The 15,402-nt window shown below is 38.6% G+C and carries 14 protein-coding genes; 11 read left to right on the top strand and 3 right to left on the bottom strand.

What is annotated here, in order from left to right; all coding sequences use genetic code 11:
• Window positions 1-6: 6 nt before the first annotated feature.
• Window positions 7-261 carry a DUF3862 domain-containing protein gene (locus FLM47_RS06140; RefSeq protein WP_178955722.1) on the top strand — a complete coding sequence of 85 codons (255 nt, stop codon included), beginning with the start codon at window positions 7-9 and terminating at the stop codon, window positions 259-261.
• Window positions 262-293: 32 nt separating this feature from the next.
• Here the strand turns inward: FLM47_RS06140 and FLM47_RS06135 are convergent, their stop codons facing one another.
• The 3 genes from FLM47_RS06135 to FLM47_RS06125 all read right to left on the bottom strand — a co-directional run bounded on the left by FLM47_RS06135 (window position 294) and on the right by FLM47_RS06125 (window position 5,645).
• On the bottom strand, window positions 294-1,661 hold the full coding sequence (locus FLM47_RS06135) for a hypothetical protein (RefSeq protein WP_178955720.1): 1,368 nt from the start codon (window positions 1,659-1,661) through the stop codon (window positions 294-296).
• Window positions 1,662-1,768: 107 nt separating this feature from the next.
• A complete protein-coding gene (locus FLM47_RS06130; RefSeq protein WP_178955718.1) occupies window positions 1,769-4,486 on the bottom strand; it encodes a TonB-dependent receptor in 2,718 nt (905 codons plus the stop codon).
• Window positions 4,487-5,216: 730 nt separating this feature from the next.
• A complete protein-coding gene (locus tag FLM47_RS06125; RefSeq protein WP_178955716.1) occupies window positions 5,217-5,645 on the bottom strand; it encodes a hypothetical protein in 429 nt (142 codons plus the stop codon).
• A gap of 337 nt (window positions 5,646-5,982) precedes the next feature.
• Between FLM47_RS06125 and ccoN the strand changes: the two genes are divergently transcribed.
• The 10 genes from ccoN to FLM47_RS06075 all read left to right on the top strand — a co-directional run bounded on the left by ccoN (window position 5,983) and on the right by FLM47_RS06075 (window position 15,311).
• Complete coding sequence (gene ccoN, locus FLM47_RS06120) at window positions 5,983-7,416, top strand: cytochrome-c oxidase, cbb3-type subunit I (protein WP_010389600.1); 1,434 nt, start codon at window positions 5,983-5,985, stop codon at window positions 7,414-7,416.
• Between the two features lie 12 nt (window positions 7,417-7,428).
• Complete coding sequence (gene ccoO, locus FLM47_RS06115; protein ID WP_008109817.1) at window positions 7,429-8,103, top strand: cytochrome-c oxidase, cbb3-type subunit II; 675 nt, start codon at window positions 7,429-7,431, stop codon at window positions 8,101-8,103.
• Window positions 8,104-8,109: 6 nt separating this feature from the next.
• Window positions 8,110-8,295: a cbb3-type cytochrome c oxidase subunit 3 gene (locus tag FLM47_RS06110; RefSeq protein WP_010389598.1), complete on the top strand. Its 186-nt coding sequence runs from the start codon at window positions 8,110-8,112 to the stop codon at window positions 8,293-8,295.
• Window positions 8,292-9,326 (top strand): cytochrome-c oxidase, cbb3-type subunit III, encoded by a 1,035-nt coding sequence (ccoP, locus tag FLM47_RS06105; RefSeq protein ID WP_178955714.1) that lies wholly within the window; start codon window positions 8,292-8,294, stop codon window positions 9,324-9,326. Before FLM47_RS06110 ends, ccoP begins: the two co-directional genes overlap by 4 nt.
• Before the next feature lie 149 nt (window positions 9,327-9,475).
• Window positions 9,476-9,967 carry a FixH family protein gene (locus FLM47_RS06100; protein WP_178955712.1) on the top strand — a complete coding sequence of 164 codons (492 nt, stop codon included), beginning with the start codon at window positions 9,476-9,478 and terminating at the stop codon, window positions 9,965-9,967.
• Window positions 9,968-9,975: 8 nt separating this feature from the next.
• Complete coding sequence (locus FLM47_RS06095) at window positions 9,976-12,348, top strand: heavy metal translocating P-type ATPase (protein ID WP_178955710.1); 2,373 nt, start codon at window positions 9,976-9,978, stop codon at window positions 12,346-12,348.
• Window positions 12,345-12,512, top strand: coding sequence for a cbb3-type cytochrome oxidase assembly protein CcoS (gene ccoS, locus FLM47_RS06090; protein WP_008109812.1), 168 nt, complete (start codon window positions 12,345-12,347; stop codon window positions 12,510-12,512). The genes FLM47_RS06095 and ccoS overlap by 4 nt, the downstream gene beginning before the upstream one ends.
• Window positions 12,505-13,176: a sulfite exporter TauE/SafE family protein gene (locus FLM47_RS06085; RefSeq protein WP_178955708.1), complete on the top strand. Its 672-nt coding sequence runs from the start codon at window positions 12,505-12,507 to the stop codon at window positions 13,174-13,176. Before ccoS ends, FLM47_RS06085 begins: the two co-directional genes overlap by 8 nt.
• Window positions 13,177-13,218: 42 nt before the next feature.
• Window positions 13,219-13,956: an FNR family transcription factor gene (locus FLM47_RS06080; RefSeq protein ID WP_138607043.1), complete on the top strand. Its 738-nt coding sequence runs from the start codon at window positions 13,219-13,221 to the stop codon at window positions 13,954-13,956.
• 200 nt (window positions 13,957-14,156) lie between these two features.
• Entirely contained in the window at window positions 14,157-15,311 is a 1,155-nt protein-coding gene (locus tag FLM47_RS06075; protein WP_178955706.1) for a right-handed parallel beta-helix repeat-containing protein, read from the top strand.
• Window positions 15,312-15,402: the final 91 nt, after the last annotated feature.

Below are 15,402 nucleotides of genomic sequence, written 5' to 3'. Positions count from 1 at the left end.
GTAGCAATGAAGAAACTTTTTATTATTTTTGCAGCACTCAGTCTTGCAGCTTGCTCAAAAGTAAGCTTAGAAAATTACGAAAAGATTAAAATAGGTATGGATAAAACAGAAGTTGAAGCTCTTTTAGGCAGTGCTGATAATTGTGTAGAAAAAACACTGCATACCAGCTGTACTTGGGGTAATGACGCTAAAAATATCGAAATTACCTTAGTATCAGACAAAGTAACGCTATACAGCAAAAAAGGACTAACGGATAAATAGTTTAGTTTAAGTAAAAACAGGAATAACCTGTGTTATTCCTCTTTTTTACTGTCGCTGGTGTAAATCAGCTCTATATTAACAATTTTACTGCGATTTAAAGTGATTTTATAGCGCTGATACAGCGCATTATCAGATTCAGTCTGAACGAGTACCATATTTAATTGGTAGCGTCTTTCAACTCCTTGCTTAGAGATTTTATTATTTTCTAAATGGTAGAGCTTCCCTTCCCCCTTTTTTAAATAACGTGCAAATGGTGCAAGATTAAATTGCAATGTTTGTTGTAAGCTATCGTAGCCTGGCAAAAATTCTTTAGCACTGACCCGCGTTTCACTAGCAAAATGCAGCCATTGCGCCGCCTGTTTATTTTGCTGACGACGCTTAGAGAAAATTTTCCTAACTTCTTTAGGGATTTTTTTAAACCGCGTATATTCTAACCAAATAAACTGACTCGCTACTTTATCTTTTGTAATACTGTTTTTAAAAATAAAGCGCCATTTTGGCCGTCCTCGCACAATAGCACGCCAAATAATACGAGTGATATCCTCTTTAAATATCTCTCTTAACCCGTAAATAACCCCTAAAATCAAAATCAGTGAAGCGGTTATTTCAGTAAAGGTAGAACGTGCATTTAAAATAACCACCATCACAAAAGCCATTATAACGGCTGTTACAGAGCCTTTTACCAAGCGTTTTAAATAACTATTAAGATAACGGGTTTGGCGCTGCAAAATCACACCATGCTCTATTAAACGCTGCAATAGGCGCATTTTATTAGTGATTCTGTTGGCGTCTTTAAGTGTTGAGTCAGAATTATATTGTTGCTCTGCTCGGTAGTCACTTTCTGACTTACAAAAGTTTAATAAGTCATTTCGCTCTTTTGCGTGATCGCTACTGCGCGGCCCTTCATCAAGCAGCTTTAAAAAAGTTTGTTCAATTTGCCAACTTAGGTAATTATCAGCATTGGTATAAAACGGGATCAGCTTTTCGTTATCTGGGGTGTAACGTCTGAGTTTTCTGAGTAAGCTTTGGCTTTGCTCGCAAAGCTCCATGGCCCGTTGATAAAATTCATCGCTTTCTTGAATTTTTAACGCATCTTTAATATCAGCATCAATGGCGAGACGTACTTGATAACAATATAAATTTAAATTTTGTCGGTAGTCTTGCTGCTCACCTTTGTTTTTACTCACAAAGCGGCTTCGCACTAATGGAAGGTGAATGTTATTCGCGTTATAGGCTACAAAAGATTTAAATTGGTTATTAAAGTAAGTCTCTTCGCTGAGTGTTTGTGCATTAATTCCCATTTCATTTGGGATAGAAAAATAAAGATCGAGACGCTGCTCTGCACGCGGTGATAATTGCGGTTCAATAACAAACGATAAGTTTTCGTCTTGCTTTAACAATGGTGCCTCCTAATTTTACTTACCTGAGTTTACGTGCCTCTTTAATTTTGTTCAACAAAAAAGGCCTAGTAAAAACTAGGCCTTTTAGTGATTCTAATTAGTTAAAATTAGAATTTAACGTTTACGTTTGCAAAGAAACGACGACCTAGTACATCGTATGTGTACGGGTCAGTGTTTGAATCATTGTTACCAGTGTAGTAAGGAGGCTGTTTATCGAACAAGTTGTTTACACCTGCAGTAAGAGAAACTGTATCATTTACTAGGTAGCTACCACTTAGGTCACTATAGATAACTGATGGTGTTGTAGGTGCATAACACGTGTCTTTATTTAGACATGCGTAGCTATCCATACCCGCGATGTAACGCATTTGGTATTGTGCATCCCAGTTATCGCCAGACACATTAATGGTTAGGTTTGACTTAAGATCTGCGTAACCACCTGAACCAGATGTTACTAACCCTGCGTAATCAACAGGAGAACCAGTTACTTCTACAACATATTCATCTAAGTAAGTTGTATCTAAGCCCGCTTTCCAGTTAAGACCTACTGCTTCAAAGCTGTATGCAAGATTTAAATCAACACCCGATGTCTTTTCAGAACCAATGTTTTGTAATTGGTTGTTAAAAGTAATACGACCCGTAGAGTCTAGATTTACATTTGCTGACTGACATAGTGCAGAACCTGCATTAGTGTCTACAGCTAAACACTGATCAACAATGTATTGATTGTCTACAGTTGCAATTGCGTTTTCAATTTCAATTGAGTAGTAATCAAGTGTCATTGAGAAACCATCAAACCACTGCGGTTCATACACGATACCCGCAGTAAATGTATCAGCTTCTTCTGGTGTTAATGCATCATTACCACCAACAGTTACTTCAGCCTGCTCTTGTGCACCAGGGAATTCAACTTGATTAAATGATGGAGAGTTACCTGAGTATAATTCTGAAACCGTTGGAGCACGGAAAGCCGTTGAAACAACGCTGCGTAGCATTAATTCATCATTTGCTTTCCATGTTAAACCTAATTTCCATGTATTATCAGAACCAAACGTGCTGTAGTCGAATGCACGAATAGCGGCACTAAGCTCTACATTTTGCGCAAATGGTGCATCTGTTAGTAGTGGAAGCGCAAATTCAACATAGGCTTCGTTTACATCAAAGCCACCTGCTGTTGGTTCAACCATAGGGTCATTTGCAAGGCCTTGCGCAGTTAGTGAATCTGGTGTGAACCACGCTTTTTCTTGACGACGCTCTACACCCGCAGCAAATGCTGCATAACCTGCAGGTAATTCAAATAACTCGCCAGAAACAGATGCCGCGATAATGAATAACTGGCTGCCACCATTATTTACTTCTGTGTATACATTTTTACGGAAATCTTCTGAAGTCCAAGCAGACTGATCTAACGGGTTAAATGTGCCCTCAACTTCGCCATCTACGGTACGTAAAATACTATCGCCGATCGCACCCATGTTGTGTAAGTTACTTAACTTATCAACCGAATCGTTACGGCCGAAGTTCGCTGAAACGTCCCAAGAGTAATCGCCTACAAAACCTTCAGCACCAACAACGGCGCGAACAGTGTCAACTGACTGTTCAAAAATACGTGGACCAGTATCAGACATACGGCGACCGTAGAAAAGATCATCACCGTACGCATAGTTTGCAGATTCAGTAATGTATTTACCATCAGCATCTACATCTGCGTAACCATCACCGTTACGGTCTACTTTACTTGTGTATGATTGACCAAGAAGTGAGTCACCCATTGATTCATCATATTTAAAACCAAACCATACAGGTTGTGGTGCCATTTGCTGCTCTGACCAACGCTTGGTGTAAGTGAACTCAGCGAATAAACTTGTATCATCACTAATTTCGTAAGTTGCAATACCCGTTAAATTTAAACGCTCCATTGGCGTGTATAAGTAACTTGTTGGTGAAAAGTTGTAACGATCAGCATCAGTAAATGGGTGTAGACCACCTTGACCACTTAAACCGTTGTCGCCTTGTGCCAAGCCAACGCTAACTTCTTCGCCTTTATCGTTTAATGCTGTTGTAGTACTGTCTTGCCAAATGTGACCACCCTCAGCATAAACAGAACCACCGTTACAGTTTAACCCGTTTGCATCTTCTGCGATTGGGCAATCTGAAAAGCCACGATCTGCTTGTGATGCTTTACCACGATCTGTGTACTGCATGCCGATAACGATATTACCTTTATCGAAAGAGCTACCCACAGTGAAATCTATAGAGTTTTCTGTTGCATCGCCTTCACCGGTAATTGCAGAATTTACGTTCATGTCTAGGCCTTCAAAATTATCTTTTAAGATAATATTGACTACGCCTGCTACCGCATCAGTACCGTATACAGCAGATGCACCATCTTTAAGTACTTCTACTTGTTTGATCATCGAAACCGGAATAGTGTTTAAATCAACCGTTGATGCTGCACCAGTACCTGATGCAATCATACGACGACCATTAACAAGTACTAATGTACGGTTAGCACCTAAGCCACGTAAATCGATACGTGCGTTGCCACCCGAACCATTATTAATACCTGGGTTGGTCATTGCACCGCCCGTAGCGGTCATTTTTTGTAAAACACTATCAATACTTGTTGCACCCATAGCTTGAATGTCATCAGCACCGATAAGTGTAACTGGGCTTGCGTTTTCCATGTCTGAACGCTTGATACGAGAACCCGTTACTTGAATTTTTTCAATTGACTTTACTGCTTCGTCTGCAGCTAAAACTTGAACACTTGAGAACATTGGGATTGCTGCAATTACAGCTAAACCAAGAGTTGATTTTTTCATGGATGAACCCTACTTGTTGAAATTTACCTAAATTGGTAACGCTCACTTTTATGAGAATTTTGAGTGAGCGGGGGCAACTTAGGCGCCTTTAACTGAACGAAAACTTAACGGAAGATCACTATATAAACAGCCAAAATTAAGGTACCCCATGAAAGGGACAAAGGTTACAGCATGTTTCATTGTTAATTAATAAAAACAGATAAAAGTCATGAACTTAACCAAGCGCAATCACATAAAAAACATAGGTGAAATCAAATATATGGAGTTTGTAATCAAATGTAATTTAATCATTAATGTGCCCTTAATAGGTAAATTAACATGTTAATCACAGCTCATTATTAAAACGGTAAAACTAGGTGTTAATTACTAACCATATTTATGCAAGTAGATTGTTTATTTAGTCTGAATTTTTTTACTAAAAGTTTTAATCGTGCAAATTTTATGTTTATTGAGAGTTTCAATCTAGATCTATACCTATAAAGGAGTAATAGCAAAACGAGGGTGTAATAGAAGAAAAGTATTTTATTGCATATGTTGGTATAGCGCTGATCAGATTTGATCATTGGGTATCATTGCGCTTACAGTCCCAGCGCTTTAACTTAGTAATGAATGTAGCTTTTTTATGCTGAGCATAAAACAGACCCTAACATCGGCTAGGAAAGAAACTATGCCTCAGGAGTGTGTTACACAAAAAATAGTGCGATTATGAATAATTGAAAACTAAAACATTTTAGTAAGTAACATTAAAATAATATTCAACCGTTTGGTTAACCGAAGTGCTTTCATTAACTGCAGTGAGCACTAATTTCCAAACCATATTTTGCTCTGAGCAAATACCAACCATAGTATCGGCTAACCAAATATTATCTTGTTTAGTAAACTGCAATGGAATGTAACCCATATACATAGTTACTCCCTCCAATTTAGCCGCTGTTATTGTTAGATCATTAGGTAAGTGAGCATAAATTGAAAACGGTGTCTCTGGTGATAAGATTTCTTCGCTTAACCAAACCTTAACTTGATTTTCAAAATGACATGGTTTGTTATTTTTACACTCAGTTTGCGATTGGCTTACTTTTGCTGTTGATGTTGATCCAGAAAAGTCACAACCTAGTAAAAATAATAGAAAAGAAAGTAAGCATACTCTATATATATACATGCAGGTTCTCAAATATCTAATGTATGGGCCCAACATTTAGGGCAAGTTGGTTGATTATCGGCTTTAATGAGTGAGTAAGGTACAAATCACCTCAAAAAATAGACAGCAACTCAATAAAGTTTGATTGATGTCATATTATTACGCAATTGACCTATCTTTTTAAGGCCAAAAAATTTATCATTTCAACCGCAAAAAAAACAAGTATTTCTTGAGATTATTATCTTTAACAACCACATATTGTGGGGTTTAGATAGTATACTTTGGAATAATAGTAGGTCCTACTTTAACAAGTAGGTAATTCATTTCTAAACGCATTTATTGCAGCGGAAGCCAGAAAATGAGCCAAACAGTAGCATCACAAACTGAGTACAATTATAAAGTTGTACGCCAATTCGCTATTATGACAGTGATTTGGGGCATCGTTGGCATGGGTATTGGGGTTCTGATTGCTGCCCAACTAGCTTGGCCAGCACTTAACTTTGACACACCATGGTTAACTTACTCTCGACTTCGTCCGTTACACACGAACGCAGTAATTTTCGCATTTGGTACAAGTGCTCTTTTTGCGACGTCTTATTACGTCGTACAACGTACATGTCAAACGCGCCTTCTTTCAGATAAATTAGCCGCCTTCACCTTTTGGGGTTGGCAGTTAGTGATTGTTCTAGCAGCAATTACTCTACCTATGGGTATTTCAAGTTCTAAAGAGTATGCAGAACTTGAGTGGCCTATCGATATCTTAATTGCTGTTGTTTGGGTAACGTACGCTGTTGTATTTATGGGCACTATTGCTAAACGTAAAGTGGCTCATATTTATGTAGCTAACTGGTTCTATGCTGGTTTCATTATTACTGTTGCAGTACTTCATATTGTTAACAGCATGGCTGTTCCAGTCTCACTAACTAAATCATACTCAATTTACGCCGGTGCGGTTGATGCGATGGTTCAGTGGTGGTACGGGCACAATGCTGTAGGTTTTCTTCTTACTGCTGGCTTCTTAGGTATGATGTATTACTTTGTACCAAAGCAAGCGGGTCGTCCAGTTTACTCATACCGTTTATCGGTTGTTCACTTTTGGGCACTTATCTCGCTTTACATTTGGGCAGGTCCTCACCACCTTCACTACACTGCGCTTCCTGATTGGACGCAAAGCTTAGGTATGGTGATGTCTATTATCTTATTCGTGCCGTCTTGGGGTGGTATGATCAACGGTATTATGACACTTTCAGGCGCATGGCATAAGTTACGTACTGACCCGGTACTTCGTTTCTTAGTGGTTTCATTGTCTTTCTACGGTATGTCGACGTTTGAAGGTCCAATGATGGCAATTAAATCTGTAAATGCGTTATCGCACTACACAGATTGGACAGTAGGTCACGTACACTCAGGTGCATTAGGTTGGGTTGCAATGATTTCTATCGGTGCAATTTACCACCTTATTCCAGCGTTATTCTCGCAAGGTCGTATGTACAGCATTAAATTAATCAATACACACTTCTGGTTACACACAGTGGGTGTTGTTTTATACATTGTTGCAATGTGGATTTCAGGTGTAATGCAAGGCCTAATGTGGCGTGCAGTTAACTCTGACGGTACATTAATGTACAGCTTTGTTCAGTCGTTAGAAGCCTCTCATCCTTTCTATGTTATGCGTTTCTTAGGCGGTGTATTCATCGTTACAGGTATGCTGGTTATGGCTTATAACGTTTATCGTACAGTTTCAGCGAAAAATAACTCGCTAGAACTTGATGAACAAGCGCAGTTAGCATAACGGAGTCAGATAATGAGCAATAAAAATTCGCAAAATAAACACGAAATTATCGAGAAAAACATCGGCCTTATGGCCATCTTGACTGTTTTCGCAATCAGCTTTGGTGCATTGGTGGAAATTACTCCGCTAATGTTCCAAGACGACACAACTAAACCCGTTGATGGGTTACGCCCGTTAAATGCGCTTGAGTTTGAAGGTCGTGACATCTATGTGCGTGAAGGTTGTGCTAACTGTCACTCACAAATGATTCGTCCATTTCGTGATGAAGTTGAGCGTTACGGTCACTACTCGGTTGCGGGTGAGTCAGTATGGGATCACCCATTCCTTTGGGGCTCTAAACGTACTGGTCCTGACTTAGCACGTGTAGGTAAACGTTACTCAGATGACTGGCATTATGCGCACTTAGTTGACCCACGTGCAGTGGTTCCTGAGTCGAATATGCCAGGCTTCCCTTGGTTAGCAGAGAACACGCTTGATACAAGCCTGACTCTGAAAAAGCTACAAATTTTCCGTGACACGTTTGCTATTAACCCAGAAAACCCAAAACACCCGGGTTTAGGTTATGGCAGTGACGAGGAATTAATCGCTGACATTGCTAAAGTTGACGCAATGAATGACGGTAAAGGTGCAACAGAAATGCAAGCCCTTATTGCTTATTTGCAACAACTTGGCACACATTTGAAGTAGATTATTATGGACTACGGGACATACAGAGGCATTTTGACTCTGGTAATTTTAGTATTATTTATTGTGATTGTTGGATGGGCATATAGCAAGCGTAGTAAAAGTCGTTTTAAAGACGCTGCTAATGTCATATTTGAAGATGAAAAAAAACACAACAATACACTCTCTAACGAGGAAAAGGGGTCTGAGAAATGACTAGCTTTTGGAGTATATGGGTTATTGTATTAACCCTTGCATGCTTAATCATTATCTTTGGTCTACTAGTTTGGAACTTAAAAAACTATGTAGGTGTAAAAGAAGGTGAAAGCTGTGGACATGAGTTTGACGGCATTGAAGAATTAAACAATCCACTACCAAAATGGTGGACTTACATGTTCTTCGCAACGTTTGTATGGTCTGTTTATTACTTAGCAGCTTACCCAGGTTTAGGTAACTGGGAAGGCTTAGCAAAGTGGACCAGCTCAAATCAAGGTGTTACCTCTTTAACTGAATCGAAAGAAGCAGTGGTAGACGCTCAAGAAAACGGTCGCTTTGTAAAGCTAGATGCAGAATACCGCGCCGCTGAAGAGCGTTTTGGCCCAATTTTCAATGAATTGGCAAAAACCCCTGTTTTAGAATTGGTTGACTCTAAATTAGCGGGTGATGCAGCTCAGCAAATCGCTCTTGAAAATGGCACTAAACATGAACAAACGCAAGGTCAATTAGCAGTTGAAATTGGTCAACGCTTATTTGCTCAAAACTGTGCGCAATGTCATGGCTCTGATGCTCGTGGTGGTACAGGCTTCCCTAACCTAACAGATAACGACTGGTTATATGGTGGTACGCCTGACAAAATCAGAGAAACGTTACTTTTAGGCCGTGTTGCAGCAATGCCTCCTTGGGGTGATGCATTAGGCGAGCAAGGCGTTAAAGAAATGACGGCTTACGTACTTAGCCTATCTGGTCGTACTGTTAACCAAAAAGATGCCGCGGCAGGTAAAGCGAAATTTGCGATGTGTGCAGCTTGTCATGGTGCAGATGGTAAAGGCTCAGTTGCGCATAACCTACCGTTCGGTGCACCTAATCTAACTGATAACATTTGGTTATACGGTGGTTCTCAACGTGCTGTTGAAGAAACACTAAACCACGGCCGTGCTGGTGTAATGCCTGCTTTTAAAGAGATCTTAGGCGAAGACAAAATTCACCTATTAACTGCTTACGTTTATAGCTTATCGCAAGAAAAATAACGATAAAGTTAACAAAACGTTTCAGTTTTAATCTTTTTATTTCAATAGATTAATACAGATCAAAAAAGCCTCCACTCGGAGGCTTTTTTTTAGTCTTTTTCTTTTATTTATTATAATATAGCTGCACATTCATCAATTTTAGAGCAACTATGCAACCGACTCCGTGGTATAAAAATTTTTGGCCTTGGTTTTTAATCTTCTTCCCTCTAGCTGCAATTATTGGCTGCATTAGTTTATTTATTACAGCCATTGGTAACGGCCCAGATATGGTCGTTGATGACTATTATAAAAAAGGCAAAGCAATTAATTTAGAGCTGATCAAATTTGATAAAGCAAAAGCTTTATATTTACATGGTGACCTAAATGTATCTGATGAGCGAGTAAGCTTTAAATTTACTAAAGGCGATACGAGCAACATTCATGCGCTAAAATTATCGTTTTTTCATCGCACTATAAAAGCTCATGATTTTGAAGCTACCCTCACTCCAAATGCTAATCAAGAGTTTACTGCATTATTAGAAAGCTACACGCCTGGTGCTTACTCAGTGTTTATTGAACCTGTTGATGCTAGTTGGAAAATGAAAGAAAGTGTCACTTTACCAACCACAACCACCATTTTAGTTACTCCTAACTATAAGTAGTATTTAGTATGTCTAAAAATTGCTTTCATTGTCTTGAAAGTGTGCCGGCAGGGTTTGACGCACACGTTATTATAGACAATACCGCTGAGCCAATGTGTTGCATTGGCTGCCAAGCGGTTGCTCAAAACATCATTGACCAAGGAATGACCGACTACTACAAATACCGCACCGTAAGTGCCGGCAAAGTAGAGCAACTGGTTCCTGAACAGCTCGCTTTTATTAAAAGCTATGACAATGAAGATATCCAAGATGAATTTATTAGTACGCACAACAACAACTCTGAGGTATTACTGAGTGTTGAAGGTATAACCTGCGCCGCCTGTGCCTGGCTAATTGAAAAGCAATTATTAAACCTTAAATCGGTAAAACGCGTTGATGTAAATACCTCAACAAATCGTGCCATGATCCACTGGGATAAAAGCGCCACGCCTTTAAGTGAGCTAATTACCTCATTGGCTGAAATAGGTTATAAAGCGTACCCCTTTCAATCTGATTTAGAAGCTCAGCAAAAGCAGCAAACTGCCAAAGCGTATATTCGTCGTCTCGGTGTTGCAGGTTTGATGACCATGCAAGTGATGATGTTTGCCTTTGCAATGTACTTTGGCATGTTCTCTGGAATGGACAGCAATTTTGAACAGTACTTTAGATGGATCAGTTTAATTCTCGCTACCCCCGTTATCCTATACAGCGCCCTGCCCTTTTTAAGTAATGCAATTAATGGCTTAAAAGCAAAACAGTTGAATATGGACTTACCAGTATCATTGGCTATTTTTGGTGCTTATGGCGCTAGCTGTTATGCCACAGTAATGGAAGTAGGCGAGGTTTACTTTGAATCTATTTGTATGTTTACCTTTTTACTCTTATTAGGTAAATACTTAGAATTTAGAGCGCGTTTAAAAGCCAGTGAATTCACTGCTAACTTGCAAAAGTTGTTACCCCTTACTGCCCGTACGCTCGATGAACGCGGTAATGAGCACATCATTGCCGCCAAAAAACTCAAACTTAACGATATTGTGTTAATAAAGGCAGGCGAAACCATTCCTGCTGATGGCATATTAGTTAAAGGCAGTACCAGTGTTGATGAGTCGATGATGACCGGCGAACATCAACCAGTACGAAAGTACATTGATCATAACGTGTATGCAGGCACGGTTAATCATGATGGTATAATTGAAATAAAAATCAACAAGCTAGGCCAAAACACCCTGCTTAATCAAATTATTCGCCTGCAACATAATGCCCTGACAAAACGCCCAAGACTGGTTGAAATTACCGATAAAGTGGCGCAGTGGTTTGTTGCTGTATTACTAGTATTTGCCTCCATAACTGCGATTGGTTGGTATCAGGTAGACCCTGACGTTGCATTTTGGATCACTATTTCGGTGTTAGTGGCCACTTGCCCGTGCGCATTAAGTTTAGCAATTCCAACCGCATTAACCTGTGCTGTAGCAACCTTAACCCGCAAAGGCATATTAATAAAGCAAGCGCATGTGCTCGAAACGCTATCAAAGCTCACTTTATTTGCCTTTGATAAAACAGGTACGCTTACACAAGGTAAATTTAGCCTCGACGTGATTGACATACTTGATGATAACTACAGCAAAGAGCAAATTCTTGATATTGCAGCCCAGCTTGAAAGTTATTCTGAACACCCTATTGCCAGTGCATTTAAGGAGTTTAAAGGACAGCGTAAATTTGACGATGTACAACTCCACCCAGGCATTGGGATAAGCGCCCAGTTTGATAATACCCATTACGCTATTGGTAAAAGTGGCTGGTTTGATACAAAGAAAACCAACGCACAAGCCACGCTTTATATAAACAAGCAGGCTGTTGCACGCTTTTACTTTGTAGATAAAGTTAAAGCTGATGCCGATAAGCTAATTAATGTTTTACAAGCGGCTAACCTTAGTTGCCATATGCTAACTGGTGATGCATCTGATGCGGGTGCCAAAGTAGCTAAAAAGTTAAAGCTTGATTCAGTACTTGCCAGTTGCAGTCCAAAAGATAAACAAAATGCCGTTGATCACTGGTCATCGCAAGGTGAAATTGTTGCTATGGTTGGCGATGGCGTAAACGACAGCCCAGTATTTGCCAGTGCCCATTTATCTATCGCCATGGAAACCGGTGCCGATATATCTAAAAACAGTGCTGATGTTGTATTGCTTAACAGTGACTTAGCTTCAATCTCGCATTTGTTAACTATTGCTAAACAAACACGACGTATAATTAAGCAAAACTTGGCGCTTTCTTTATTATATAATGGCTCTATATTACCGCTAGCGGCTATGGGCTTAGTTGCTCCTTGGATGGCCGTTATTGGTATGTCTGCCAGCTCTATTATTGTGATATGTAATTCACTAAGGCTATTAAAGTTATGAGCATAATTTATATTTTAGTTCCTATCGCTATTTTGTTTGTATTGATTGCTATTGGCGTATTTTTTTGGGCAGTAAAAGGCGAGCAATTCTCTGATTTAAACAAGCAAGGCCACAGTATTTTGTTTGAAGACGACAAAGAGCAGCACAATAAAAGTAATGATTGACCCTATTTTTGTTAGCGCTTTTTTAATGGGTTTAATTGGCAGTGGTCATTGCATTGCTATGTGTGGTGGTATTGCCAGCTCATTACAACTTGCCAGCAATAAACGTCAAACGTGGTTATATTCTCTAGCTTATAACAGCGGTCGAGCTTTAAGTTATATGCTAGCAGGAGCCCTTGTTGCGGGTATTAGTAGCCAGTTTGCTACGCAAAATTCTGCTTTTTCATTATTTCTGTCATTTTTAGCCGGTATTTTTATGTTACTGGTTGGCATTTATATTATGCGCTTAGCCGCCACCTTACAGTGGCTCGAAAAACTGGGTAAAACCCTCATTTGGCAGCATTTAATTAAACTTAATAAATATTTAATGCCCATTGATTCGCCTTTTAAAGCCCTTGGCTATGGCGCGTTATGGGGCTGGTTACCGTGCGGTTTAGTATACTCTGCACTTACTTGGGCAATGACCAGTGGCAACGCTATTAATGGTGCTTTAGTTATGCTGGCATTTGCTCTAGGCACATTTCCTGCCATGATCACCTTAGGTATGGCTGCACAAAAGCTAAATGCGCTTTTTAATCACCCATGGACACGAATAACATTAGGCAGTGTTATCATTTGGTATGGTATCTACCTTCTGATCATTGCAACAGATAAGCTAGTGCATTAACATTATAAAATGTCGTGCATAGAAATTTAACGGATTGAACTTATGGATTTTTCTCAAAGTCGTGCTAAAGGTAATTGTGCCATTAGCTGTAATAACTGCAGTATTAGCCAGTTATGTTTACCATTTTCTTTAAATGGCCAAGAAATGGATAAACTTGATGAGATCATTGAGCGAAAAAAACCATTACACAAAGGTGACTACTTATTTGAATCGGGCGCGCCTTTAAATGCAATTTTTGCGGTTCGTTCGGGTTCGTTTAAATCGTATACATTGTCTGAGCAAGGCGATGAACAAATTACAGGCTTTCATTTAGCTGGCGACCTTGTTGGATTTGATGCCATTAATAAAATGCAGCACCAAAGCTTTTCTCAAGCACTAGAAACCTCAATGGTATGTGAAATCCCCTTTGATACCCTTGATGAACTCGCTGGTAAGTTGCCTAAGCTACGCCAACAAATTATGCGCTTAATGAGTAGTGAAATAACCTACGATCAAGAAATGCTGCTATTACTCAATAAGAAGTCTGCCGAAGAGCGTCTAGCGAGTTTTATTTATAATTTATCAGAGCGTTTTGGTGAACGTGGTTTTTCACGTAAAGAATTTAGATTTACCATGACCCGCGGTGAAATTGGCAACTACCTTGGTTTAACTGTTGAAACTATTAGCCGTTTATTGAGCCGTTTTCAAAAAGCAGATTTAATCAAAGTAGAAGGTAAGTTTATTACTATTTTAGATAATGACGCGCTTGCAAAAACAGCTGCTATTATAAAACCCCGTTAATAATAGTTTCTCATTTTAAAATTAATCCCCCCTAAATCAGAGCGTAATTATTGCAATTATGCTCTATCTCTACTAACACTTTGAGTAGAGGTATTAACCATTCACTTTTAAGAGTCGATGAAGATAATTACTTACCTAGCTCATTTTCTAACATAAAAGCAACTACGTCCTATTACACTCTTATATAGAAGGACAATCTTATGCCTTATTCTTTATTTCTATTTATCACTCTTTCTTTAAGTATTTTATTTAGTAGTCAAGTATCAAGCTCTATGATCCCCGATGATGGAATTGATGACTCACAAGCACTAAAAGACTTGATTTTAAACACTGCAGAAAACTCTGAGCTTAAAATAGACAAACCAGGAGTTTACGATATATGTTCAGCTATTATCGTCAGAAACCTTAGTAACATTACTATCACCGCTAATGCTGGCGTCATACTAAAAAAGTGTGACCAATTTGAAGGAGAATATATTTTATCCTTTTATAATTCACGCTTCATAGAAATTAATGGTTTTATTTTTAGAGGGTTAACGACAGACAAAATTAATTATGTTTGGGGTGAGCAAGGTATCCTTTTTGCAGGCTCCGAAGATATTTCAATTAAACATAATCACTTTTATGATTTTGGTGATGCGGCTATAAGAGCAACATCTTCACATTTATCATCCCATGATGCGAATATAAATTCTTTCAGAATTGATATTCGTAATAATTACTTTGAAAATGTCACACAAGTAACAACTACTCACCCGTGGAATAATAACTATGGAGGTACGCATGATATTACAGTTGAAGATAATATTTTTGAGGGATTGAAGGGATCATTGAAATTTGCAACGGTTAAACCTGTATCAAAGGCTCTAGTAAGATATAACACTTTCAAAAACACCAAAGGCACTGCTATAGAAATTACTTATTATTCTAACGTAAAAATTATTGCTAATACCTTTATAGACAGTGATAAGTTTATCCTCAATGCTTACCCAAATAAACCAAGAAGTGTAACGGAGCCTTTTAATTGGGGAAATATTTATTTTACTCACAACACTATTTTACGTTCTAAGGGAGGCATTAGAATACAGTCAGATGTAACCGACGAGCTAATAGATGACAAATACGTTAGAGGCATTTATATCAATAACAATCACTTTATTAACGTTGATATGACCGTTTATCCTGAAAAAAAATATTGGTATCTTATTAACTTATTCAGTAGAGGTGGAAAGAGTTATCTGTTTTCTACCATTAAAGATAACGTTTATAACTTACTACCTGAAGTGGGCTTTGTGAAAAAAACGAGTGGATTTACTGTAGAAGATAACACTTCAATAAAACCTGAGAATAATTAAATTTTTATAAAGCCCTTCATGCTTTTATTCAACATAAAGAGTTTTAAAATTAGAGAAACTTTATTTCTTGATATAGAACAATAATCTTAGT

The sequence above is a fragment of the Pseudoalteromonas sp. Scap06 genome, assembly GCF_013394165.1.
Taxonomy (GTDB): domain Bacteria; phylum Pseudomonadota; class Gammaproteobacteria; order Enterobacterales; family Alteromonadaceae; genus Pseudoalteromonas.
The sequence above is the reverse complement of the archived record's forward strand: the minus strand, read 5'-3'. Positions and strand labels throughout refer to the sequence as shown.

Coding starts and splice junctions, on each gene's coding strand:
- ccoO (WP_008109817.1), top strand. CDS start 7,429: ATGAGCAATAAAAATTCGCAAAATAAACACGAAATTATCGAGAAAAAC.
- FLM47_RS06130 (WP_178955718.1), bottom strand. CDS start 4,486: ATGAAAAAATCAACTCTTGGTTTAGCTGTAATTGCAGCAATCCCAATG.
- ccoP (WP_178955714.1), top strand. CDS start 8,292: ATGACTAGCTTTTGGAGTATATGGGTTATTGTATTAACCCTTGCATGC.
- FLM47_RS06075 (WP_178955706.1), top strand. CDS start 14,157: ATGCCTTATTCTTTATTTCTATTTATCACTCTTTCTTTAAGTATTTTA.
- FLM47_RS06140 (WP_178955722.1), top strand. CDS start 7: ATGAAGAAACTTTTTATTATTTTTGCAGCACTCAGTCTTGCAGCTTGC.
- ccoS (WP_008109812.1), top strand. CDS start 12,345: ATGAGCATAATTTATATTTTAGTTCCTATCGCTATTTTGTTTGTATTG.
- FLM47_RS06080 (WP_138607043.1), top strand. CDS start 13,219: ATGGATTTTTCTCAAAGTCGTGCTAAAGGTAATTGTGCCATTAGCTGT.
- FLM47_RS06085 (WP_178955708.1), top strand. CDS start 12,505: ATGATTGACCCTATTTTTGTTAGCGCTTTTTTAATGGGTTTAATTGGC.
- FLM47_RS06100 (WP_178955712.1), top strand. CDS start 9,476: ATGCAACCGACTCCGTGGTATAAAAATTTTTGGCCTTGGTTTTTAATC.
- FLM47_RS06110 (WP_010389598.1), top strand. CDS start 8,110: ATGGACTACGGGACATACAGAGGCATTTTGACTCTGGTAATTTTAGTA.
- FLM47_RS06125 (WP_178955716.1), bottom strand. CDS start 5,645: ATGTATATATATAGAGTATGCTTACTTTCTTTTCTATTATTTTTACTA.
- ccoN (WP_010389600.1), top strand. CDS start 5,983: ATGAGCCAAACAGTAGCATCACAAACTGAGTACAATTATAAAGTTGTA.
- FLM47_RS06095 (WP_178955710.1), top strand. CDS start 9,976: ATGTCTAAAAATTGCTTTCATTGTCTTGAAAGTGTGCCGGCAGGGTTT.